The following is a 23721-nucleotide window of genomic DNA, read 5'->3' on the forward strand; positions in this document are numbered from 1 at the left end:
CCAGTGCTAACTTACAAATAAATAATTTTAAGTAAAATAGTTATTGGCAAACAATAAAATGAAACTAACAAAAATTAGTACGTAAGGAGCACACCATTAATTCATCATTCTATATTCATTTGGCGTAAAGCCAGTACTTTTTTTAAACATACGATTAAAATGCTGAGGGTATTTAAAACCAAGTTCAAAAGCGATTTGACTAATTGATTTTTCAGTATCAAAAATCTTTTCCTTGGCCACATCAATCAATTTTAGTTGCATGTGTTCCTGCGCCGATTTTCCCGTTTCTTTTTTAATTAAATCCCCAAAATAGTTGGGAGAAAGATGCAAACGATCTGCAAAATACCCAACAGAAGGCAACCCTAATTCTTGTGTAGTTTCTGAATGGAAATAATCGTTCAATAGGTTTTCGAATTTTGATAAAATATCAGTGTTTATATTTTCTCTGGTGATGAATTGCCTATCATAAAAGCGAATGCAATAGTTTAATAGCAACTCGACATTATTGGTAATAATACTTTTACTATGTTTATCAATGGATTGATCTAATTCATACTCCAGTTTACTAAATAAATCTTTAATGATTTGTTGTTCTTTCAAAGATAAATGTAAAGCCTCATTCGAATCATACGAAAAAAACGAATATTGACTCATTTTTTTACCAAGAGCGGTTCCTTTTATTAAATCTGGGTGAAAAAGTAGTGCTAAACCTGTAGGCTGGTAATTCTCTTCATTATTGATTTCAAGAACTTGTCCTGGACCAATAAAAACCATAGTTCCATCATCATAATCATAGGTATTTCTACCATATTTTAATTCCCCGCAATTTCCCGCCTTTAAAAAAACAGCATATAAACCAAAATACATTTTACAATGATTGGGTAAGTTCTTAGTGTTGCTGTTATCAAAAACACTTATCAACGGATGTCTTGTTTCAATATCCTTTAGTGCATTGTACTGAGAAATTTTATCAATTTTAATAATGGTCTCCATAGCTATTCCTTTAATTACAATACAAATATAGTACACACATTTTAAATAAGTTATAGCCAAAAGCAATATCAGTAATAATGGTTATAACAGCCGTAATATGTATACTAATTTGACCTTATTATTGAAGGAACTTTGTATTATCAAAAATTCACAAAACAATTTATTATAGAAAATCATAAATAATGAAAACTAGAAAATTAGGAAACAGCGGATTAGAAGTATCAGCTCTTGGTATGGGAGTTATGAATTTGAGTTTTGGAACTGGAATCGCAGTTGAAGAAAGTGAAGGAATAAAAGTGATAAGAGCTGCGGTCGAAAAAGGCATTACTTTTTTTGACACTGCACAAGGATATGGTCCTTATGTGAACGAAAAATTATTAGGAGAAGCATTAGTCCCTTTTAGAAAAGACGTTGTTGTTGCTACTAAATTTGGCTTTAAACTTGAAAATGGTGCCATAACAGGAACCGACAGTCGTCCTGAAAATATTAGAGCAGTTGCCGAAGCTTCATTAAAAAGCTTAAAAACAGATTATATCGATTTGTTCTACCAACATAGAGTAGATCCAAATGTACCTATCGAAGAAGTAGCAGGAACATTGAAAGACTTAATTAATGAAGGTAAAATTCTTCACTACGGGCTTTCGGAAGCTGGTGCCTCAACTATTAGAAGAGCACATGCCATTCATCCCGTCGCTGCAGTTCAAAATCAATATTCAATTTGGACCAGAGAACCAGAATTAGAAGTGTTACCTACTTGTGAAGAACTAGGAATTGGCTTTGTGCCATGGGGACCACTAGGAACAGGATTTTTAACTGGTACAATCGATACCAATACTAAATTTGATAGTGCAACCGACTTGAGAGCTAGTTTCCCAAGATTTACTCAAGATGCTATTAAAGCAAATATGCCATTGGTAGAAATGCTACGTGCTATTGCAAAAGAAAAAAAAGCAACACCTGTACAAATAGCTTTAGCCTGGCTATTAGCTCAAAAACCTTGGATAGTGCCGATTCCCGGAATGGATAAAATTGAATACATTGATGATAATATCAAATCCGTTGATCTTGAATTATCGAATGCAGACCTTACCTATATAGACGATCAGTTGAAGGCTATAAAAATTCAAGGTGCAAGATTAGATGAAGGTTTACTTTCTATGTCCGAATAATTATTAACTAATATAAAAACAAATACTATGAAAAAGTATATTTTAATCATTACCCTTTTAACTGGTTTTCTATCTTTCTCACAAACTAGATCTGAGAAAGAAATATTAAAATTGTCAGGACAAATATTCAAATGGGAAGTAGAAAATAAAATTGATTCCTTATCCACTGTTTTCCACGAAAAGTTTGTGGTACTAAGTTCTGACGGTAGCAGTCAATTTAAAACTGGTTATCTAGATCGACTAAAAAGTGGTACATTTAATCATGATAGTATCGATGTAGATGAGAATGCAGCTACAGTTACTGGAAATACAGCGATTGTTACTGGTAAAGGTAAATTTGCAGTTACTGTTTCGGGGAATAAAGTAGCCTTACGCCTTTCTTACATCGAAGTATTCACCAGAGAAAATGCTAAAAAACCATGGAAAGTACTCGCAATGAAAGCAAGTATAATTCAATAATTAAAACATTTGACACCCATCAAACTTTACTTCAATATGATAATAAAGCAGAAATAGTAAAGTGATTGAATGGAAATAAACTGGATATTTAAATTTAAATAGCAAAATGGAGACCAACAATGCAAGTCAAAATGAGTCGCAAATCTTGAAGATAACTCGCCAACTTACCGAGTTGATGATAGACAAAAACCTTGTAGGACTGAACCGCATTTTAGATCCAAATTTTACACTCACGCATATCACTGGATATGTACAATCTAAAGCAGAGTGGTTCTCAGAAATAGAAAGGGAACGAATGAAATACTACTCCTACAAAGAGGTAAAAACAACAATAAAAATAGATGGCAATCAAGCCCTATTTGTTGGTCAAAATCTTTTGGATGCTAGAATTTGGGGATCAAGAAACAACTGGCGCTTGCAACAAACAATGCAACTTGAAAAACGTAATGGTGAATGGATTATTCTAAAATCAGTAGCTACTACGTTTTAATAACGAATATAAAAATAGAAGTCATGCAAAAAAGAATATTAGGAAAAAACGGATTAGAAGTTTCAGCACTTGGTATGGGGTGTATGGGATTAAATTTTGGTTATGGTCCTGCAACCGAAAAAGGACAAGGCATAAAACTGATTAGAGAAGCCTATGAACAAGGCATAACCTTCTTTGATACTGCTGAAGCTTACGGACAATTAAATGAAGAATTGGTAGGAGAAGCATTAAAACCATTCAGGAAAGAAGTCGTAATTGCCACTAAATTTGGTTTTAAAGATGGAAATTCGAGTTTAGGATTGGATAGTAGTCCTGAACGAATTAGAAAAGTAGTAGATAATTCTTTACAAAGATTGCAAACGGATTATATTGATTTATTCTATCAACATCGTGTGGATCCCAATGTTCCTATGGAGGATGTTGCAGGTACCGTAAAAGACCTTATTGCTGAAGGAAAAGTAAAATTCTTTGGATTATCTGAGGCTGGTGTGGCTTCCATTCGAAAAGCAAATGCAGTACAACCTGTAAGTGCATTACAAAGTGAATACTCTATATGGTGGAGAGAACCTGAACTAGAAATCTTACCAACATTGGAAGAACTAGGAATAGGTTTTGTGCCTTTCAGTCCGCTAGGTAAAGGATTTTTGACTGGTGCTATCAATGAAAACACCCAATTTGACAGTACTGATTTTCGCAACATTGTTCCTCGTTTTTCTGAAGAAAACCGAAAAGCAAATCAAAAATTGGTTGAATTGTTAAGTGACATTGCCAAACAAAAAGAAGCAACTCCTGCTCAAATTGCATTGGGGTGGTTACTAACACAAAAACCATGGATTGTACCCATTCCTGGTACTAGAAAATCACACCGCTTGACTGAAAATATTGGCGGTGTATCCGTTAATTTAACTCCAAGTGATATTATAGCAATTGATGAAGCTTTTGCAAAAACAAATGTGCAAGGAGATCGCTATCCTACACATTTACAAAAAAGAGTTGGAAAATAAAAACATAGCAAAATGAAAAAAGTTAACGTAATTGTAGTTATTGGAGCAGGCTCTATTGGTCAAGCCATTGCTAGACGTGTAGGTGCTGGAAATCATATTTTATTAGCCGACTTACATCCAGAAAATAATGATGCTGCTGCAAAGGTTCTAAGTGATGCCGGTTTTAAAGTTAGCACCACTGTAGTGGATATTTCGTCAAGAGATTCGGTTCATGAGTTAGTTAATACTGCAACAGCAATTGGTGGCGTTACAGGACTGATACATGCTGCAGGAGTTTCTCCATCACAAGCCTCACCTGTCACTATATTCAAAGTAGATTTATATGGAACAGCATTAATCTTGGAAGAATTTGGTCATGTAATTGAAGATGGAGGTTCAGGAGTAGTAATTGCTTCCCAATCAGGACATCGATTGCCCTCTTTAACCCCTGAACAAGATAAAGCATTGGCAACCACCCCAACAGAGGAATTGCTATCGCTTCCATTTTTACAATCAGATGCTGTAGATAGTTCCTTATTTGCTTACCAATTATCCAAAAGAGGAAATTCATTACGAGTAAAGGCCGAAGCCGTACGTTGGGGAAAACGAGGAGCCCGGATCAATACAATCAGTCCGGGAATAATTATTACACCACTTGCAAACGACGAATTGAATGGACCTCGCGGAGAGGGCTATCGAAAAATGCTAGCAATTTCGCCTGCCGGAAGAGCCGGTACACCAGATGAAGTGGGCGTAGTAGGCGCTTTATTGATGGGGAGAGACGGTGCTTTTATCACAGGAAGTGATTTCTTAATGGATGGTGGTGTAACTTCTGCCTATTGGTATGGTGAATTGGCTCCTAAACCAGAATAATTTTCTTTTTACATTAGATTAAACTATTGTTGTAATCATCCCTAAACAGAAAACAAATAAATAAAATGACAACATTTATAGATAAAGGAGTAGCTGCTCCAAAGGACTATTTCACTGGAACCGTTTGGGTCAATATGAATGTAATACCCGATGAAGGATATAACATTAATATGGGAACAATATCTTTTGAAAAGAAAGCAAGAACCAATTGGCACAGCCATACCAGCGGCCAAATATTGTTTGTTATTGAAGGTATTGGATACTATCAAGAGCTCGGCAAACCCATTCAACTAATCCAAAAAGGAGATGTTGTCAAAATTCCAAAAAATATAACACATTGGCACGGAGCTTCTCATAACAGTGCGATGCGTCATATTGCACTAGTTCCAGAATTTGATAAAGATACAACAGACTGGCTACAAGCCGTAAGTAATGAAGAGTATAATACTTTTAAAGCCCCTGTTTATGAAGTAGAAAACAAATTAACACCAGCCGCTATAATGAATCATGAAGAATTATGGCCTAATCATATTTCGAAGGTAAAAGAAACGGATCCAGATTTGATTGAGATATTTGACAATTTTGCTTTTGACGAAGTCATTAACCACGATACGATCGATGTCAAAACAAGAGTACTGATGATTATGGCTTCTACAATAGGTAGCCATGCCTTGACTGAGTACCGTTTGCATCTAAATGCAGCCTTGAATGTTGGTATATATCCAATTGAAATAAAAGAAGTTCTATATCAATCTGTTCCCTATGTAGGTATTTCTAAGGTGATTGATTTTATAAATGCTACCAATGAAATTTTTATCGAACGGAATATTTCTTTACCTTTAGAAAGTCAATCTACCACTACTCCAGAAAATAGACTGGAAAAAGGATTGGCCAAACAAAAGGAAATTTTCGGCGACCAAATAGATAAGATGTATAAAAACTCGCCCAAAGATTTATTACACATTCAACACTATTTATCTGCCAATTGTTTTGGCGATTATATCACTAGAGATGGTTTGGATATTAAAACTCGAGAAATGATAACACTTTCTTTTCTTATTGCATTAGGAGGCAGTGAAAACCAAATAAAGGGGCATATTACTGGGAATATTAATGTTGGGAATGACAGGAATATCCTTATTAATCTAATGACACAATTATTGCCCTATGTGGGCTATCCACGTACATTAAATGCCATTAATTGTTTGAATGAAATTTTACCTATAAATAATAATTAAAACACAAGATATGAACACAACTCAAGTTAAAGCTTATGGTGCTGCAGATAAAGATGCGGACTTAAAAGAATTAAACATTAACCGAAGAGCAGTTTCTGAAAAAGATATAGAAATAGAAATATTATATTGTGGGGTTTGCCACTCCGATTTGCATACCGCTCGAAACGACTGGGGAGGAACACTATATCCCGCAGTACCTGGTCACGAAATAGTAGGAAGAATTACCAAAGTAGGTAGTGAAGTGACTAAATTAAAAGTAGGCGATTTAGCAGGTGTTGGTTGCCTTGTAGGTTCTTGCAGCACTTGTGATAGTTGTAAAAATGATTTAGAGCAATATTGTTCTAATGGCTGGGTTGGAACTTACAACGGTCCTGACAAACATTTGGGAGGTCATACTTTTGGTGGTTATTCTGAAAAAGTGGTTGTAGATGAACACTTTGTATTAAAAGTACCAGCTAACCTAGACTTGGCTGCCGTTGCGCCATTACTTTGTGCCGGAATTACCACTTGGTCACCATTAAAACATTGGAAAGTAGGTAAAGGAAGTAAAGTTGCCGTTGTAGGTTTAGGTGGACTTGGACACATGGCTGTAAAATTAGCTAAAGGTTTAGGAGCCGAAGTAACCTTGTTTTCAAGAACTCCAGATAAAATTCAAGATGCAAAAGATTTAGGAGCACATAATGTTGTCATCTCAACCGATGAAGACCAAATGAATGCTGTAACCGGCGAATTTGATTTAATTATTGATACTGTCCCTAACATTCATGATATTAATCCTTATGTTGCTACTTTGAATTATAGTGGAACTATAGTTTTAGTTGGTTATTTAGGACCATTAGATCCTTTTTTAAATACGGTTCCAATGATCATGGGAAGAAAATCAATCGCGGGTTCTTTAATTGGTGGAATTGCCGAAACACAAGAAATGTTAGATTTTTGTGGAGAACACAACATTGTATCTGAAATTGAAATTATCAAAATGCAAGATATCAACAAAGCGTATGAAAGAATGTTAAAAAGTGATGTAAAATATCGTTTTGTGATTGATATGGCTTCTTTGAAAGCATAATATCGATCCTATTTTTATTAATAATCCCAAACACTATTTTTTTATTGTGTTTGGGATTATTATTTTTAAAATTGTATCAAAAAAGATATTTTTATTTAATAAAACAAGTAAAAATTAAGGCTCCTAAAGCCACACTTCTAGTCTCTTTTTTCTCCATAAAAACATATCTTTGCTTTTAGATAAACTACCTCCTTAAAAAACAACAATGGATCAGGATAAATTTATTTTCTGCCTCGAAGGAGTTCGAGATGTAGAAATTACAACTGCTACTGAAGTAGTTAAAAACTTAGAACAATTGGCCCTTGAAGAAGGGATTTCTAGCATATATAAAACCTGCGATACAATTGAAGGATTAGAAGAAAGTTTAAGTGCTTTACTTTATCACGATCATAATTTTAAGGATTATGAGATTATCTATTTAGTGATGCCTGGAGAACGAAATAATATCTGTCTCAATGATTACTATTATAGTTTTGAAGAAATAGCCGAACTATTTGAAGGGAAAATGAAAGGCAAAATCATTCATTTTTCTAATGCAAAAGTTTTAGACTTAAGCGCCGAAGAAGCGCAATATTTTCTAGATATTACTGGAGCAAGTGCGGTGTCTGGCTATGGAGAAGTGTCGTATAAACTACCTAGTATTGCTATCGATAAAGCCTTCTTTAGCTTGTGTCAAGAAATCGATGACGTAGTTGAAATAGTAGAAGAATTGCATCAAAAACATTATGCACTTTGTAAGTTACTCGATTTTAGATTGTACTATTAAAAAACTGAATTTTATCCATTTAAATTCTGTACTAATTTTTATCAAAATTAAAAAATGCCCAATACCTACTCCATTGTTTTACACCCATCAGAAGATATTATTTCTAAAATTAAAATGATGAAGGAAACTCTGTCAGAAAAAATAGGCTGGTTTAACAGTAAAAATTCATTGGCGCATATTACCATTGGTGAATTTACCGCAACTGACATACAATTAGAAAATATCAAAAAACAACTCGCCAAAATAGGCGATTCCATCCAACCCCTAAAAGTAGTTTTAGATCATTTTGGTAGTTATCCAAATGGCGCTTTTTTTATTGCACCAAATCCAAATTCGAAAGAAGAACTAATTCCTATTATGAAACGTTTTCATAAAGAAATCCGTTTCCCAATTGTACATAAAAGCACGGATCCTCACTTATCTATAGCCCGAAAACTATCTGCTGAAAATTTAGAAATGGCTTTCCGTATGTTTCCAAATATTGAATTAGAATACCGTTGTGAAGATGTCGTTTTAAGACGCTTTGATGCTGCAGTAAAACAATTTAAAATCATAGCCCATTTTCCGTTTAACGGGAATACAAAACAAGAATTTATACAGACTTCTTTATTTTAATACATCTTTAAATAAGGCACGGGCAATTAATATTTTCATGATTTCATTCGTGCCAGCATAAATTCGGGTAACTCTATTGTCAGCATACATTCGTGCAATTGGGTAGTCCCACATGTATCCGTATCCTCCAAACAATTGCAAACATTCGTCCACTACTTTACCACACATATCCGTGGCCGAATATTTGATCATGGAAGCACTCTCACTCGATAATTTATGTGTACTCATTAACTCAATACAACGATCTAAAAAGGCCTGATGTATTTGCATTTGAGTAGCGCATTCGGCAATTTTAAACTGTGTGTTTTGAAACCCAGCAATTGGAGATCCAAAAGCAGTGCGTTCAGTAGTATATTTAATCGTGTCTTCAATAGCACCCTCAGCGGTGGCAACCGCCATAATTCCCACAGTTAGTCGCTCGCGTGCTAATTCTTTCATCATAATTTTAAATCCCATTTTTTCGTCCCCAAGTCGGTTTTCTTTTGGAACTTTCACATTATCAAAAAATAACTCGGCTGTATCCTGCGATTTCATCCCTATTTTTCTGAGTGGATTTCCTTTATTAAAACCCTCCATTTCCGACTCTAAAATGAGTAAAGTAACACCTTCATCATCAGTTTTCGCATTCGTTTTTACTGCTATTATAGCCATATCACACATAAAACCATTGGTTATAAACGTTTTTTGACCATTTACTAAATAATGATCTCCTTTGTCATCTGCAGTAGTTCCCAATGCTTTTAAATCACTCCCGCAATTGGGTTCGGTCATACCTATAGCGGTAATAAGCTCCCCTTTTGCCATTAGAGGCAAATACTTTTGTTTTTGTAATTCGGTTCCATAATGCAGCAAATAAGGCGCTACAATATCTGAATGAAGTGAAAATCCTGGACCTGTAATTCCTTTTTTAGCAAACTCCTCAATAAGTAGCGCATTAAAAGTAAAATCCAATCCTCCACCTCCATATATTTCTGGAATATCTAAACATAGTAGCCCTAACTCTCCTGCTCTTTTCCAAATTTCACGAGAAACCATTCCTTGTTTTTCCCAATGATCTAACTGTCCCATAATTTCATTTGCAATGAATTCTTGGATCATGGATTGCATCATTTTATGTTCTTCTGTGGCATAAATTTTTCTTTCGATAAGTATGTTTTGTAGCATGGGTACCATTTTTATTTGAGGAGGTATTTATTATATCACTTTGGATTAAAATTTATTCTTTTCTAAAGTTAAGATTTTTTTATTTTATTCTGTTTCAAAAGACATTCTAAATTGCTAATTATCCAAATATAAAAAGCCGAAACGGGTTGTTTCGGCTTGTAATTTCATTTCATTTACACCATAATCATTTTACAAAAACTATTGAAAATGTTTAAATTCTTTTTCGTTTTTATAGACTCGCGCTAGCAAACTTGGTAACACAATCAGTAATAAAGGCATCGCAATCAGGAATCCTCCAATAACTGCAATAGCTAAGGGTTGATGCAACTCAGATCCCGTACCTATTCCAATCGCTAAAGGTAAAAGCGCAATAATAGCTCCTAACGCCGTCATTAGTTTTGGTCGTAATCGAGTAGAAATCGAATATACAATGGATTCATTGACGTTTCTTGTTAACTTAAAGGTTTCTCTAAATTGTAGAAAAGTAAAAATGGCATTTTCGGCAATAATACCCACAATCATTATAATTCCAGTGTAACTCCCTACATTAAGTGGAGTGGCTGTAATAAAAAGCAAAAGATAACTTCCTGCAATTCCTAAAACAGAGATTAATAAAATGACAAACGCTACTCTAAAATCTCTAAAAAGGAATAGAATAACACCAAAAACCAATAAAGAAGAAGCGATTAAAATCATCAATAACTCTTTGAACGATTGTTGCTGGTCTTTATAAGCTCCCGCATATTCAATATAATAACCGCTTGGCAATTTAATTTGAGAGGTGACTTTAGTTTGAATTTCCTTCATCACACTTCCTAAATCTCGATTATCTAATCGTCCAGTTACTACACTCATCATTTGTAGATTTTCGCGCTCGATTTCAGCTACTCCTTTTTCGATTGAAATCGTTACTAAACTGGTAATCGGAATAGCTTGTCCATTAGGTAAATATATTTTTAGTTGTTTAATGTCTTCCAAACTTCTTTTTTTCCCATTGGCATAAATTAATCTTATGGGAGTTTGTTTTTCATTTTCTAACAAGCTTCCTACTACATTTCCTTCTAAAGCGGTTTGCATTTGAAACTGTAAGTCCGATGGAGTGATTCCGTATTGTGCCAATTGAATGTAATTAGGATGAATATTAATTACTGGTCCAGCCAAAACAATACCATCAAAAACATCGGCGGTTCCTTTTACATTTTCAACAATAGCCGCAACTTGTTTTGCCGTTTTTTGTAATTGTGCCTGATCATTTCCATATACTTTGACTTCAATTGGTGAAACGGAACTCATTAAATCCCCCAACATATCTCCAATTACTTGCCCAAAATCGATACGCAAAGCAGGCTGCGTAGCCTCTACTTTGGCACGAATTTCATCAATTACATCATTACTGGTTTTATTTCTGTCTTTCTTCAATTGGATTAAATAATCCCCTCGATTTGGTTCCGTAATAAAAAATCCCATTTGGGTACCTGTCCTGCGACTGTAGGCTTCAACTTCTGGAACTTTTATAATAATTTTCTCTACTTCGTTCAGCATTCTATCCGTTTCTTCAAGTGAAGTTCCTGGCGGACTTTCATAATCTAAAATAATACTTCCTTCATCCATTTCGGGTAAAAAACCAGTTTCTAAATTAGGTAGAATAATAACTATTGAAAGTATTAAAAAAAGGCAAAAAGTAATACTTATAATAGGTTTTCCAATAAAATAAGACACCCAATTTTGAGTTTTCACTTCATGAATTTCAGAGACTTTTTCTGTTTCAGCTATCCCTCTGTCTTTCTTGGAAAGCAATAAATAGACAACCGGAAGCAACAACCAAGTAACAAAAAAGGAACAAACCAAAGTGATAATCATCGTATCCGTAAGTACTTTGAAATAGGAACCTGCAACTCCGCTCATTAAAACAAAAGGAATAAAAATTACAATTGTACTGATGGATGATCCCAACATGGCTGGAAATAAATAATGAATTGCTTTTTGCAAAAGCGAAACCGTAGGCTCGTCAGGATGTTCTTCATGTGTACGGTGAATTTGTTCTACCACAACGATGGCATCATCAATAATTAGCCCTAAAGCAGCCGCTATTGCCCCCAAAGTCATAATATTGAACGTTTGCCCTGTGAGGTATAAAACAACCAATGTTAATCCCAGTGTTACAGGAATAATAATTAATATAGTAGCACTGGCTTTGGCAGATTTCAAAAACAAAACTGCGACAATTATGGCCAATAATAATCCAATTAATAAACTGTCTGTAACACTTTTTACCGCATCATTTACAAAACGGGCTTGCTCATAAAATGGTTTAATCGTGATGCCTTTGGGAAGGATTGTTTTTAAATCCTGCAGCTTTTGACTCATGGCATCCGAAAGAGAAATTAAATTAGAATTGGGCTGCTTAATGACAGCAACCAAAATACTTTCTTTCCCATTAGCATTTACTTTTATGTATTCTTTAGCTTCTTTAATTTCAACAGCAGCAATGTCTTTTAGTGTAACAATTCCTTTCCCATTATTACTGATAACCAAATTTTCCAACTCTTCTTTTTTGTCAACTTGGGCATCCGTAATGGTTAAATACAAATAGCGATAATCAGACAAATAACCATTTGATTTTATAAAATTTGTCTGACTTAAAACCTGGGAAATGGCATCTGGTGTAATACCTAGTGCAGTCATTTTATTAAAATCTAAGGACAACCAATATTCTTTTTCTTTACCGCCAATAATTCTAATTTCCGATACACCATCTATTTGAGAAAGAAATGGTTTTATAGTAAAATTGGCTATTTTTTTTAACTCAATTGCCGACATTCCTTTGCCTTCGATAGCATACCCAATTACAGGAAGAATGGACGGATTCATCTTTTCTACCGTGATTTGAGTATCAGGAGGTAGATTATTTTTGATTTGGTTGATTTGTTCTTCAATACGCGTTTTACTCAAATCAATATCCGCTTTCCAATCCATAAAAGCGGATATTTCACAACTTCCGCGACTGGTTGTACTTCTAATGGTTTTTAAATCTTGAACTTTTTTAATGGCATTTTCTAACGGTTTGGTAACCGTAATCATCATTTTATCAACAGGTTGTTGTCCTGCATCGGCAATGATTTTTATTTTGGGAAAAGTTATTTCAGGAAACAAGCCTGTTTGCATCTCTGAATAGGCAAAAAAACCTCCTAAAATAATTAGGAAGATTATGGCGCTTAAACCATTTTTATGTTTTACGAAGAAGTTGTTCATTATTTATTTTTTTAGCCACTGATTAGACCGATTTTCACAGATTCATAAAAATCTTTTAATCTTTTAAATCTGTGGTAAACCTTTTTATTTTCCGATTACTTTAACCTTAATCGTATCGCTCACTCCATAATTACCCGTAACTAAAATTTTATCTTTAGCCGTTAATTGTGGTGCTAAAATTTGGATTCTATCATCTGTCTGAATTCCCTTATCTATTGGAATTTTAATAGCTGTGTTGGAATTTATCATTTTCATAATCCAAAAATCAGTTTCGGTTTCATCACTTAATACGGCCCCTTTGGGTAACGAAATAGTTTTAGAATTTGAGCTTTTATTAATTCTAACTTTTACAATTAAATTTTCAGGAATATCTTGTTTCCCATTTATTTTCAAAATTACATTTTGGGTTTGCGAAGTGGCATCCACTGTAGGTGAAAACTTTTGAACTGTTGCAATTCTATCACTCCCATCAGGCAAACTAACATTCAAATGTTCTCCAGCTGTAATGAATTTTTTTAATTCATAAGGCAAACTTAACACCAATGCAAAACTATTAGCGTCATTTATTGTTACCAATGGATCACCATCTTGCACATAATCTCCTTGTTGCACATTTACCATTGTTACTATTCCACTCGTGTTAGAATGCACTTGAATAGCTCCGCCAAAATTCAAACTAGGGTCAATTTTATTTATCGTATTACCCAGCACTTTAGATTCTCTTGTTTTAATCGAAAACAAGGTGGAACCGTTGTTTACAAAATCATTTATTGCTACATTAACGGAACTCAAGTACCCAGTAGCATTCGCTTTAATATTATTTTTAACTAAATAAGTTGCTGTAGCATTCAATTCCATATAATTTTCAATACCAGTTGTATCAATAGAAGTAATCGTTACAGGAATACTAGCATCAATAGGTTTCTCGGTTACTGAATTGTCCTTACATGCGGTAAAACAGACCGGAATTAGCACCAAAAAAAAGATAAATTTATTCATAGTATTAGTCATTAGAACTCCAATAATTGATTTCATTAATCAGTTGAAGCGTATTTATTTTGTTTTGCGAAATCGTATTATTGATATTGATAACATTTCCTATAGCAATCATAAAATCAGTAATTTGAGCATCTCCAGAAAGTAACAGTTTTTTATTGGCATCGATAAGCGCATCACTTATTTGAAGTTGAGTTTGCAACTGATTTTGAATTTCAAAGGTTTGTTTTAATCGCTGATTTAGCATTAATAATTGTTGCTGATATTGTTTATTAAAATTGTTTTTATACGCTAAATTAGTCGCTAAAGCAGTTTCATTTTTTTGATGCAATAATGTTTTCTGATTTCCATCATAGATAGGAATTGATAATCCTAAACCAATACTGAATCCGAAATTTTTATATCCTTGACTGATAAAACTAGACATATAACCCGCATCACCAAGTAACGAAAGAGAAGGTTTATAGCTGTTATCTATTAATTTATTTTGATTGATAATTTTCAAGCTATCGGTTTCGAATTGCTTTTCAAAAACAGTAGTCTTTTCATTTTGTATACTTTTTAAAGCAATTGTTGGTTTTTTTAAATTGACAAAAGTAGTATCCGTTTCTCCTGATAAATAATTGAGTAACCCCAAATCATTTTGATATTGTTGTTTTAATTGTAACACCTGTAACTCTTGTTGTTTTAAAGTAGTAATAAAAATCAAATAATCCGTTTGCCTATAAATGGAATTTTGGGTGAGTTTTTTCAAAATCACGGCTTCATTTTTCAGTAATGCAGCCATATTTTGGTTGTAAACCATTTGCTCTGCACTACCGTAAGTCGTGATGTATTGCGCTATAATAGCTTTATGCAAATCTTTAACCGCAATTTTTTTATTTAAAACTAAACCCTCTTTAATGATTTTGAAGGTTTCTGCTTGCGAATTAATTATACTTTTACCAATTATTTTTTTATTAATTCCTACCAATCCTGTTATGGATTGACCGTTGCTCAAAGCAGTATCATAACCAAAACCGTTATAATTAGGAGCAATATACCCATTTATATTTGCGGCAACCAGCGGCTTGTAAGTAGCTCTAATAAGCAAACTATCAATTGTATTGGATTGAATTTGATTCGATATGTCTTTTAGTAAAGGGGAATTAGTTTGGGCTTTTTCTATATAAAAAACCAAGTCCTTTTCCTGTGAAAAGGACGAAGCCGTAATTAAAAAAATAAGAATGATAAGGAATGATCTCATTGGATAAATTTATTCAAAAATAAGTAGTTTATTTATTTTTTATCATCAACTACTAAAATAGTAAAAGAGTTAGGAATAATACTTGGTCTTGGATTAGGAATTTCGGCGGTAGGTTTTGGTTTTTCTCCAAAATTTGCAGTAGATAAATACAATTGATTTGTAGTTTTATTCAAAGTAATTGTTCGTGCTCCTTTTGGGGTTTTTACTGTTTGTAGTACTGCAAAAACTGCAGGGCTTTTTTCCTTAACAACTGTAATTGTTCCTTCTCCATTAGAACTAAAAATAAGTTTATTTTTAGGATTAAAAGTAACACCATCGCAACCATCACCAATAGGTAAAGTTTTAACAACCTTACCATTTATAGCATTTACAACCACCATTAACTTATTACCACACACTGCAAATAATCGATTCGATTCTAAATCAATTGCTAATCCTGAAGGTTCGTCTCCTGGTGCAATGCTCCAAGTAGCTTTTACAGCCAGTTTAGTGGCATCGATGGTTTTAATTTCGTTTTTATCTTCGATATTTACAAAAATCAACCCTTTGGTATTCGTTACTGAAAATTCTGGTTTTCCACCCAAAGCTATCGATTTTATCTCTTTATTTGTGATCGCGTCTAAAACTGTAGCATTATTAGATTTCCCATTGTAAGTAAATACTTTTTTGGAAAATGCATCATATAAAATGGCATCTGGATTTTTACCTGAAATAGCTACTTTTTCGATCAATTCAAAAGTGGTTAAATTGACAATTGATACTGAATTGTCTTTCCCATTAGAAATGAATGCTTTGTTTAAATCATTTGCAATAGCAATACCATGAACCCCTTTTGTATCAGGAATTGTAGTAATTAAGGCATTTGATTTTAAATCTATTACATTTACCTCACTTCCGTGTGAAATAAATAAATGTTGATTCACATCATCAACGGCAAGATAATCCCAGCCATCATTCCCAGGTAATTTTATTTTCTCAGAAACTTTGAAAGTTTGGCTATTACAATTTGCAATTGAAAAACCAAGAATTACTAATGCAACTATTTTTTTCATTGTGTTATATATTTAATTTATTAAAATCTAAGTTGTGCTTAATGTAGATTTAAGACCATTCCGAGTCCCATTTGTCTTCCGTTATAAAAGGGAGCAACCATTACTGAAGAATTATTCTTATTCGATTTAAAAATCTTATTATTGATATAAGGAAACATCCAATAGGCCACTTTTGTGCTTAAAATTCCTATTCCTGCCCCCATAGTTACATCAGTAAACCAATGTCGATTATTATAGATTCTAAAAAAACCTGTTCCTGTAGCTACTATATAACCTGAAATCCCGTACCAAATAGAAACATCCTTGTACTCTTGCCATAAAAATTCGGCACCAGCAAATGCAGTAGCAGTATGTCCCGATGGAAAAGAATTATTACTACTTCCGTCTGGTCTTAAAACATGGGTTGTTTTTTTCAAAGCATAAACCGTACTTCCCATAATAAGATAAGAAGTTGCAAAAATTATACTTCGATCTCGTAAATTATTTTTTCCTTTAATACCTCCTAAATTCAGACCGTAAACCGCTAATGCTGGAACGTATTGGGAGAAATCGTCTACACTAATTTTTCTATCAATATTTTCGGTGACTTCCTCTTTGATTTCTAAGTTCAAGTCTTTTAAATTTTTATTTTCCATACCAATTATACCGTATCCAACAAGTACCGTTGGTATAATCAATTGCTTGTAATTGAAGGTTACATTACCATTTCTGCCACCCTTAATACTGTCTTGGCTACTAAGCCCTTGTGCCATTATTCCAGTATTTAAAAATAGTAGGATCAAAAAACAAGAACCATTTTTAATAATTTTAGTCGCAAAATATCTAAACTGGAATTTAAAATTTTCTAACATCATATATTAATTGAATATTTAGTTCGAAAATTATTCTTTTACTAAAGTTCCATTTGCTTTGAAAGCTAAACTTTTTCGCTTTAACCCTTTTTTTAGCTCTACTTCGTATATGGTTCCATTCTTAGCAGTTTCGGTTAGATCAGCCTCTGCTATTTTCCAATCCAAATAATTTGATTTTACAGTGGCTAAAACGGCTTTTGGTAAGTTCATCGCTTTAATCTCTTTTTCAGTCTCAAGCCAAGTTCCATCTTGCAAAAAATTAGCCGAAATGGAATTTCCTTCAAAAGTAAAATCTGCTTCCCACTCCTTTGGCGCTTCTTTTCCCCAACTCACTTTGGTAGCAGTAGGGAATTTTTTAGCGAAAGCTTTTTTTACTGCTTCAGGTGGTGTACCTGCAAATGCAAAACTGGATACCAATACAATTGACAATAACATTACTAATTTTTTCATTTTTTTTAGATTTAAAAATTAATTCTAACACAAACTTAGATTACAAATCTATTTTAAATCTATGCTGCTATTTCTATTATTGCGTTTTATAAACAAAGAAATTATTTATTTCATTTGGTCAATTATTTGCAAAAAAACTTCCTGCCAATAATTAGGATGATACGACGTTTCGGCATCTCCAAAACGCACTATAATCATTTTTTTTTCAGGATAGATATAGAGATATTGCCCAAACAACCCTACAGCAAAATAACTCCCGTATTTCAGAGGCCCTATTCCCCAATTATTATTATAAAAATGTTTGTTATTTCCTGATGGATCCGAATGTGTAGACAACTCTACCCATCTTTTTGACACAATTTGCTTACCATTCCAATTCCCTCCATTAAGATAAAGTCTGCCAAACTTTGCAAAATCAATTGCTCTAGCTTGTAAACAACAAAATGTTTTTTCAATTGCTTTATCATCATCTCGATCCAAACTCCATGTTGCCGGTGCCTCCATTCCTAATGGTTTCCATATTTTATCTTCTAAATAGTTAGAAATGGTTCCGCCACTTACTTTTTCAATAATATATCCTAAAAGCATTGTGTTTTCACTACTGTATTTAAATTTTGTGTTGGGTGGGTATTCTAGTTTTAAATTGAGCATCTTTTCTCTTAAATTATCTCCCCAATAAAATTCAGCATTATCAGATACTGGATTTAGTTTGTTATCAGTAAATCGAATACCTGAGGTGTGTTGTAATAAATTTTTTATGGTAATTTTATCCCAACCAATTTTATTTTTAAATTCAGGTAAATAATCAATAATGAGGTCATTTTCACTTTTTATTTTTCCTTCATCAATTGCAATTCCAATTAAAGTAGAAACAAATGGTTTCACCATAGAGAAGGAAGAAACAAATGAATTTGAAGTATATCCTTTGTTGTATCTTTCGTAAACAATTGTATCGTTACGAATAATTAAAAAAGAGATCGTTTTATGTAATGTAGTAAAGCTATCTAAACTAACATTTGTACCGTTAAAATCCCGATTGACAAGTCCTATTTTAGTTCCTAAATGAGAGTCTTTGATAGGTTTATGAAAATAATAAACAGGCGCTTCATTAGCAATAACGCGTTGTGCGAAATGCTTGTAATCTGATTGGCTGGGAATCCCGCCGTACCTCAAGGAACGAAATACATTACAAGAACTACAACAGATAAAAAATATCATAAAAATTATTATTTTTTGAATTTTTAAAACAAGCATAGTAATTGTTTTTTAATCCCTTTCTTTCAAAATAAAGCGATGTTTGTTGTTTATAAATTTATATTTTAAAACTAATCCACTGACTTCAGCAATTTCATTTGCTATTGCTAAACCAAGTCCAATTGATAAATGAGACGTTGAATTTTTTTGAAAACGTTTAAATAGATGGTCCAAATTTAGCGGTTCTATTGCTCCAGTATTTTCAATGATAATTTTATTAAACTTGATCCTAATATGTATACTCCCCTCATCAACATTATGTCTGATCGCATTTTGAATTAAATTATTAATGAATACTAACCCTAAATCAGGGTTCATATTAATCCAAAATTCAGTTTCAATATTTTTTACAATAGTTATTTCCTTCTCTTTTATATAATCTTCAAAAAGCAATAAAGACGAATCCAATACTTTTTCGACAGACACTTTTTCAATGGTTTTAAACTGTCTATTTTCAATTTTTGTAAGCAATAATAATGACTTATTTAAGCGATTCAGTTTAGAACATGCATCATCAATTGCAACAATTAATTCAACATCATTTGGATCTAAATTTTCAGATTGAATAAGTAAATCAACCTTTGATTTTATGACTGCCAACGGAGTTTGAATTTCATGAGATGCATTCTCTGTAAATTTCTTTTGGGCATTATAATCCGCAATCATTTTACTCATCATGCTAGCAAGCGATTTATTTAAAGCTGTAAATTCTTTAATGGATGAATCCTCAAATGGTGGTATTTCGTTATCACTAGCTCTAAATTTCTCCAAGTTGGAGACCGAAGTATAAAACGGTTTCCACATTTTTTTTGAAATCCAAAAATTAAGAATCATTGAAATTAAAAATAATGCCACTAAAATCCAGACAAGTAAAAACAAAATACCTTTGATTAACTCTTCATTTTCTATGCTACTGCGCCAAATTTTTATTAGATAATTAGTATTTTTAACCCTTACAATCGACGAAACCATCCTATTTGGGTCCATTTCATTTTCAGTCTCATCTAGAATTAATGTGTCCGAAAAAATTGTTTTATTCCCGTTACTAAAATTATTTTTTAATGTTTTGTTGATTTCCGCTTCCTTAGTTTTGACTAAAAACTGCAACGAAACGGTATCATTTTCTACTAAATATTGCTCAATCAATTTGATGCGATTCACTAAAACCTCATCATTAGCATGCCGTACTTTATGTGTTAATATATGAAAACAAATAAAACCCGACAGAATCAAGATCGGGATACTTAACAATAAGTAATATAAACTGGTCTTTGTAATTAGTTTCATTCTTGTAATTTAAAATTATAACCTAGACCGTAGACAGTTTGTAAATAATCTTCGCATTTTTTTTCTAATAATTTTTTGCGCAAGTTTTTTACATGGTTGTATATAAAATCATAGTTATCCAATCGATCTGCATCGTCTCCCCACAAATGTTCGGCCAAGGCATTTTTACTCACTACGCGGTTTTTATTGGCGATGAAATAAAGTAATAAATCATATTCTTTTGAGGTTAAAGTAACAATTGCATTATTTACATAAACGCTTCGATCTGCTGGAAGGATTCTAATTTCATTGACAACAATTTCTAGACTTCCATTAAATTTTTTTCGTCTAATCAACGCTTTTATTCTCGAATTAAGTTCCGATAAATGAAACGGTTTTGGTAAATAATCATCGGCACCAAGATCCAAACCAAAAATTTTATCATCCAGTGAGTTTTTTGCAGAAATAATAATGATTCCCGCTTTTGATTTTTTTAATTTAATTTCGGTAATCAAATCCAAACCAGAACCATTTGGCAACGTAATATCAACCAAAATACAATCATAATCATAGATCGCAATTTTCTGTTGTGCCTTACTAAAATCCGAAGCTATTTCAACCACATTCCCTTCTACTTCAAAATATTGTTTGATACTTTTTTGCAATTCAGGTTCATCTTCGATTAATAAAATTTTCATGCTTATTTATTTTGATTCGTGTTGATTTTGGCTAATCAATAAAATATAAATTTACTTAAATTTAATCATTGTTATCTTGATACTACAGTAACAATATAAAAAACTTCAGGTGCTATTATTTTTCGAATGTAGCTTTACACCAAATTTCTCTGCTTTTACTAAATAGATACAGTACAATTTTAGAAATTAATTCTATTTGAATTCTATGTTTATGATAAAACAACCCTTTTATCATCCAAAAGAATAAAGGTTATCAATTGATATAAAGAACCTCAATTTCTCCACAAAAAAAGCCGAAACATCTATTTCGGCCTTTAATTAGTATCTATTTTGTTATTTTATTGCTCTAACATTTTTTCACTGTAATAAGCATGTTCAAAAACTATTTTTCCATCATCATTAAAATCATCTATAAAAAATACGGGTAAAATAATTTTCTTTTTATCTGATTTTCTAGTCAAATTATAATTCCACCAGGATTGAACCACTTTAGTATTTCCCATTTCATAATGCAAATAATCTGGATATCCGGATACGTCTATACTGTTAACTTCAAATTTATCTAGAAATTTTTTGTCATTGGCCTTTAATTCAGCTAATGAAATACTTTTTCTTTCTGAATTATTTTCATCTAAAAATCGCGCTTTATCATCATAAAAACTATACGCTTTATCAAGATCATTATTTTCAAATGCATAAATCATTTTTCGAATAGTGTTGATATATTCATGATGATTGTAAATCATACCATTTTGTCTATCAGTAGAACTATCACCAATTTCATCAGGAATGCTACTATTCATGTAATTGATGATGGTTTTTATCTTATTATTTTTGTCAACAATAAATAATCGATGAATGGGCATATCAATCTTTACTCCAGATTTATTATGTACTCCTTTTAGGTCTTCCCAAGTTTGAACCCAAACCACATCTTTGTTGTTAGCATCTTTGTATTCTAATGCATCTGGATAAGCACCTGCAGATCGTTTAATACTAAAATAATCAATATTGTCTTTCCAGAATTTCATTTCTTTTAAAAAAGAAGCTTTGTCTTCTCCTTTATCTGTTTTGTCAATGCTCGTACCGTTATACGATTTAAAATCTTCTGCTAAATAACTGGCAACTTTGTCAGTATCTCCTTTAACAAATGCCTGAACCATATCCTCTACTGTATTGATTGCAGGATGTTCTACATAAATAGTTCCATTTGATTTTTTTTGTGCGTATGTGATGCAAGTAATCATCAACAATACAATTAGAATACTTTTTTTCATAATTAAATAAGATTTTTAGTTAAAAACACCATTAAATTTAATCATAAATACTGATAATCAACATATTATGTTAAAAATATTTATTGTTTTGTAACTACTTTATTACAGATTTTGAAAAAAATATTTATTCTAATTCTTTTAGTAAAGGATAAACACGTTTGAATTTAGTAAAACTTTGCTCGTAAATGATTTTATGCTTTTTATTGGGTAAAAATACTTTTCCATTTGAAGTCTCGGGCAACACCTCTATTTCTTTTGATTTAAAGCCAATCAATACTGCTCCCCAAGCCGAAGCTTCGACTGTTTCAGCAATTCTAACTTTCATTTGAAAAACATCGGCAGTCATTTGCAACCAAAATTCACTTTTTGCAAATCCTCCACTTGCCATAATAGTATGTTGTTCTCTAGTCTCTTCATTAGGCAATAGAATTTCTAAAACATTCAAAAGTCCAAATAAAATCCCCTCCATTGTGGCCCGAATAAAATGGGCTTGGGTATGAATAATTTTGATTCCTAGAAGAGTACCTTTTGCGGAAGCATCCCAAATAGGAGCTCTTTCTCCTAATAAATAGGGTACAAAAAGTAATCCATCTGATCCTGAGGAAACGTTAGCTGCTTGCTTAAAAAGAGTTTCAAATGAATCTTCAGTTTTCAAAATAGATTCTTTTAACCACTGTAAAACAATGGCGCCATTACTAACCGCTCCTAGTGTTAAATATTGATTATCTATCAAATGATAACATTGCGTTCGCATTTGGGAATCTATAAAAGGTTTCTCGATTGGTAAGCGTACTGCTCCACTTGTTCCTATTGTTAACGCCACTTTTCCAGGTTCCATTGCTCCAGTACCTAAATTGGCCAAAGCTCCATCTCCCCCTCCTATAACATATAACAAGTGATCATTTAATCCTTTACAAAAATGGGTGGGTTTTACAATTTTTGATAATTGATTCGAATGAATATCTAGAAATTTTAAAATCTCAAGATCCCATTCTAAATTATGAATATTCATTATTCCGGTACCCGATGCCATGGAAGAATCTATTGCATATTCTCCAGTAAGCTGATGCCATACATATTCTTTTAAACTAATAAATTTAAATGCTTTAGAAAAGACTCCTTTTTTATGTTCTTTCAACCAAGCGATTTTGGTCATTGGTGAAAAAGTATGAATAGGGATTCCCGTTTTTTGATAGAACCTCTTTCCTACATCTGTTACTTTAAGCGATTCTGCAAATTCATGTGCACGATTGTCTGCCCAAATAATAGCATCTGTTAATGGATTTCCTAATTCATCAATGATTAAAACACTTTGCATTGCCGAACTAAAACTGATAAACTCAGGCTGATATTCCTTTGTAATTTGATTAATGCAAGCTAAAACTGCAACAAGAACTTCATTTGGTTTTTGAATACTTTGATCGAATTCTGGGTGATACAATGGATATTCTTTTGAATACTCATAAATTACTTTACCTGATCTATTGAAACATACCGCTTTTGTTGCTGTCGTTCCTATATCGATACCAACATATATTTTTTTATCATCCATGATTTCGT

At 32.7% G+C, this 23721-nt stretch carries 22 protein-coding genes; 9 read left to right on the top strand and 13 right to left on the bottom strand.

Going from position 1 to position 23721, the window contains the following annotated elements; translation table 11 throughout:
• Window positions 1–96: 96 nt before the first annotated feature.
• Window positions 97–993, bottom strand: coding sequence for a helix-turn-helix domain-containing protein (locus tag AB3G39_RS12190; protein ID WP_369765347.1), 897 nt, complete (start codon window positions 991–993; stop codon window positions 97–99).
• A gap of 182 nt (window positions 994–1175) precedes the next feature.
• Between AB3G39_RS12190 and AB3G39_RS12195 the strand changes: the two genes are divergently transcribed.
• The 9 genes from AB3G39_RS12195 (at window position 1176) to AB3G39_RS12235 (ending at window position 8655) form a co-directional block, all read left to right on the top strand.
• Window positions 1176–2162 (top strand): aldo/keto reductase, encoded by a 987-nt coding sequence (locus AB3G39_RS12195; RefSeq protein WP_369765348.1) that lies wholly within the window; start codon window positions 1176–1178, stop codon window positions 2160–2162.
• Window positions 2163–2189: 27 nt separating this feature from the next.
• Window positions 2190–2621: a nuclear transport factor 2 family protein gene (locus tag AB3G39_RS12200; RefSeq protein ID WP_369769403.1), complete on the top strand. Its 432-nt coding sequence runs from the start codon at window positions 2190–2192 to the stop codon at window positions 2619–2621.
• Between the two features lie 106 nt (window positions 2622–2727).
• On the top strand, window positions 2728–3111 hold the full coding sequence (locus AB3G39_RS12205; RefSeq protein WP_367752399.1) for a nuclear transport factor 2 family protein: 384 nt from the start codon (window positions 2728–2730) through the stop codon (window positions 3109–3111).
• A gap of 23 nt (window positions 3112–3134) precedes the next feature.
• On the top strand, window positions 3135–4115 hold the full coding sequence (locus AB3G39_RS12210; protein WP_369769404.1) for an aldo/keto reductase: 981 nt from the start codon (window positions 3135–3137) through the stop codon (window positions 4113–4115).
• A gap of 12 nt (window positions 4116–4127) precedes the next feature.
• Window positions 4128–4967, top strand: a complete 840-nt coding sequence (locus AB3G39_RS12215; protein ID WP_369765351.1) for an SDR family oxidoreductase — start codon at window positions 4128–4130, stop codon at window positions 4965–4967.
• 65 nt (window positions 4968–5032) lie between these two features.
• Window positions 5033–6205 carry a carboxymuconolactone decarboxylase family protein gene (locus AB3G39_RS12220; RefSeq protein WP_369769406.1) on the top strand — a complete coding sequence of 391 codons (1173 nt, stop codon included), beginning with the start codon at window positions 5033–5035 and terminating at the stop codon, window positions 6203–6205.
• A 10-nt stretch (window positions 6206–6215) separates the two neighbouring features.
• Window positions 6216–7274, top strand: a complete 1059-nt coding sequence (locus AB3G39_RS12225; protein ID WP_369765353.1) for an NAD(P)-dependent alcohol dehydrogenase — start codon at window positions 6216–6218, stop codon at window positions 7272–7274.
• Window positions 7275–7479: 205 nt separating this feature from the next.
• Window positions 7480–8040: a DUF6642 family protein gene (locus AB3G39_RS12230; RefSeq protein ID WP_367752390.1), complete on the top strand. Its 561-nt coding sequence runs from the start codon at window positions 7480–7482 to the stop codon at window positions 8038–8040.
• A gap of 54 nt (window positions 8041–8094) precedes the next feature.
• Window positions 8095–8655 carry a 2'-5' RNA ligase family protein gene (locus tag AB3G39_RS12235; protein ID WP_367768994.1) on the top strand — a complete coding sequence of 187 codons (561 nt, stop codon included), beginning with the start codon at window positions 8095–8097 and terminating at the stop codon, window positions 8653–8655.
• Here AB3G39_RS12235 and AB3G39_RS12240 read toward each other — a convergent pair.
• From AB3G39_RS12240 to AB3G39_RS12295, 12 genes are all read right to left on the bottom strand, one after another.
• Window positions 8647–9819, bottom strand: coding sequence for an acyl-CoA dehydrogenase family protein (locus AB3G39_RS12240; RefSeq protein WP_369765355.1), 1173 nt, complete (start codon window positions 9817–9819; stop codon window positions 8647–8649). The two genes, AB3G39_RS12235 and AB3G39_RS12240, sit on opposite strands and share 9 nt — an antisense overlap.
• A 198-nt stretch (window positions 9820–10017) precedes the next feature.
• Entirely contained in the window at window positions 10018–13071 is a 3054-nt protein-coding gene (locus AB3G39_RS12245) for an efflux RND transporter permease subunit (protein ID WP_369769407.1), read from the bottom strand.
• An 84-nt stretch (window positions 13072–13155) separates the two neighbouring features.
• Entirely contained in the window at window positions 13156–14106 is a 951-nt protein-coding gene (locus AB3G39_RS12250) for an efflux RND transporter periplasmic adaptor subunit (RefSeq protein ID WP_369769408.1), read from the bottom strand.
• Window positions 14075–15313 carry a TolC family protein gene (locus AB3G39_RS12255; RefSeq protein WP_369769409.1) on the bottom strand — a complete coding sequence of 413 codons (1239 nt, stop codon included), beginning with the start codon at window positions 15311–15313 and terminating at the stop codon, window positions 14075–14077. The genes AB3G39_RS12250 and AB3G39_RS12255 overlap by 32 nt, the downstream gene beginning before the upstream one ends.
• Before the next feature lie 32 nt (window positions 15314–15345).
• Window positions 15346–16365 (bottom strand): YncE family protein, encoded by a 1020-nt coding sequence (locus tag AB3G39_RS12260; protein ID WP_367768980.1) that lies wholly within the window; start codon window positions 16363–16365, stop codon window positions 15346–15348.
• Window positions 16366–16403: 38 nt separating this feature from the next.
• Complete coding sequence (locus AB3G39_RS12265) at window positions 16404–17117, bottom strand: phosphatase PAP2 family protein (RefSeq protein ID WP_369765359.1); 714 nt, start codon at window positions 17115–17117, stop codon at window positions 16404–16406.
• A 129-nt stretch (window positions 17118–17246) separates the two neighbouring features.
• Window positions 17247–17666, bottom strand: coding sequence for a PepSY-like domain-containing protein (locus tag AB3G39_RS12270; protein WP_369769411.1), 420 nt, complete (start codon window positions 17664–17666; stop codon window positions 17247–17249).
• A 105-nt stretch (window positions 17667–17771) separates the two neighbouring features.
• Window positions 17772–18884: a serine hydrolase domain-containing protein gene (locus tag AB3G39_RS12275; protein WP_367768974.1), complete on the bottom strand. Its 1113-nt coding sequence runs from the start codon at window positions 18882–18884 to the stop codon at window positions 17772–17774.
• 48 nt (window positions 18885–18932) lie between these two features.
• On the bottom strand, window positions 18933–20207 hold the full coding sequence (locus tag AB3G39_RS12280; RefSeq protein WP_369765361.1) for a sensor histidine kinase: 1275 nt from the start codon (window positions 20205–20207) through the stop codon (window positions 18933–18935).
• Entirely contained in the window at window positions 20204–20884 is a 681-nt protein-coding gene (locus tag AB3G39_RS12285) for a response regulator transcription factor (protein WP_369769412.1), read from the bottom strand. Before AB3G39_RS12285 ends, AB3G39_RS12280 begins: the two co-directional genes overlap by 4 nt.
• Window positions 20885–21222: 338 nt before the next feature.
• The gene (locus AB3G39_RS12290; RefSeq protein ID WP_369769413.1) at window positions 21223–22161 is read right to left on the bottom strand and encodes a nuclear transport factor 2 family protein; all 939 of its coding nucleotides are present in this window, start codon (window positions 22159–22161) and stop codon (window positions 21223–21225) included.
• Between the two features lie 124 nt (window positions 22162–22285).
• A complete protein-coding gene (locus tag AB3G39_RS12295; RefSeq protein WP_369769414.1) occupies window positions 22286–23713 on the bottom strand; it encodes a gluconokinase in 1428 nt (475 codons plus the stop codon).
• Between the last annotated feature and the right edge of the window lie 8 nt (window positions 23714–23721).

The organism is Flavobacterium sp. WC2416, from assembly GCF_041200095.1.
Classification (GTDB): domain Bacteria; phylum Bacteroidota; class Bacteroidia; order Flavobacteriales; family Flavobacteriaceae; genus Flavobacterium.

Bases quoted from the DNA above. Each gene is read 5' to 3' on its own strand.
- AB3G39_RS12255 (WP_369769409.1), bottom strand. From the start codon at position 15,313: ATGAGATCATTCCTTATCATTCTTATTTTTTTAATTACGGCTTCGTCC.
- AB3G39_RS12205 (WP_367752399.1), top strand. From the start codon at position 2,728: ATGGAGACCAACAATGCAAGTCAAAATGAGTCGCAAATCTTGAAGATA.
- AB3G39_RS12200 (WP_369769403.1), top strand. From the start codon at position 2,190: ATGAAAAAGTATATTTTAATCATTACCCTTTTAACTGGTTTTCTATCT.
- AB3G39_RS12195 (WP_369765348.1), top strand. From the start codon at position 1,176: ATGAAAACTAGAAAATTAGGAAACAGCGGATTAGAAGTATCAGCTCTT.
- AB3G39_RS12245 (WP_369769407.1), bottom strand. From the start codon at position 13,071: ATGAACAACTTCTTCGTAAAACATAAAAATGGTTTAAGCGCCATAATC.
- AB3G39_RS12210 (WP_369769404.1), top strand. From the start codon at position 3,135: ATGCAAAAAAGAATATTAGGAAAAAACGGATTAGAAGTTTCAGCACTT.
- AB3G39_RS12225 (WP_369765353.1), top strand. From the start codon at position 6,216: ATGAACACAACTCAAGTTAAAGCTTATGGTGCTGCAGATAAAGATGCG.
- AB3G39_RS12260 (WP_367768980.1), bottom strand. From the start codon at position 16,365: ATGAAAAAAATAGTTGCATTAGTAATTCTTGGTTTTTCAATTGCAAAT.
- AB3G39_RS12190 (WP_369765347.1), bottom strand. From the start codon at position 993: ATGGAGACCATTATTAAAATTGATAAAATTTCTCAGTACAATGCACTA.
- AB3G39_RS12250 (WP_369769408.1), bottom strand. From the start codon at position 14,106: ATGAAATCAATTATTGGAGTTCTAATGACTAATACTATGAATAAATTT.
- AB3G39_RS12220 (WP_369769406.1), top strand. From the start codon at position 5,033: ATGACAACATTTATAGATAAAGGAGTAGCTGCTCCAAAGGACTATTTC.
- AB3G39_RS12230 (WP_367752390.1), top strand. From the start codon at position 7,480: ATGGATCAGGATAAATTTATTTTCTGCCTCGAAGGAGTTCGAGATGTA.
- AB3G39_RS12290 (WP_369769413.1), bottom strand. From the start codon at position 22,161: ATGAAAAAAAGTATTCTAATTGTATTGTTGATGATTACTTGCATCACA.
- AB3G39_RS12265 (WP_369765359.1), bottom strand. From the start codon at position 17,117: ATGGCACAAGGGCTTAGTAGCCAAGACAGTATTAAGGGTGGCAGAAAT.
- AB3G39_RS12240 (WP_369765355.1), bottom strand. From the start codon at position 9,819: ATGCTACAAAACATACTTATCGAAAGAAAAATTTATGCCACAGAAGAA.
- AB3G39_RS12280 (WP_369765361.1), bottom strand. From the start codon at position 20,207: ATGAAACTAATTACAAAGACCAGTTTATATTACTTATTGTTAAGTATC.
- AB3G39_RS12295 (WP_369769414.1), bottom strand. From the start codon at position 23,713: ATGGATGATAAAAAAATATATGTTGGTATCGATATAGGAACGACAGCA.
- AB3G39_RS12285 (WP_369769412.1), bottom strand. From the start codon at position 20,884: ATGAAAATTTTATTAATCGAAGATGAACCTGAATTGCAAAAAAGTATC.
- AB3G39_RS12235 (WP_367768994.1), top strand. From the start codon at position 8,095: ATGCCCAATACCTACTCCATTGTTTTACACCCATCAGAAGATATTATT.
- AB3G39_RS12215 (WP_369765351.1), top strand. From the start codon at position 4,128: ATGAAAAAAGTTAACGTAATTGTAGTTATTGGAGCAGGCTCTATTGGT.
- AB3G39_RS12275 (WP_367768974.1), bottom strand. From the start codon at position 18,884: ATGATATTTTTTATCTGTTGTAGTTCTTGTAATGTATTTCGTTCCTTG.
- AB3G39_RS12270 (WP_369769411.1), bottom strand. From the start codon at position 17,666: ATGAAAAAATTAGTAATGTTATTGTCAATTGTATTGGTATCCAGTTTT.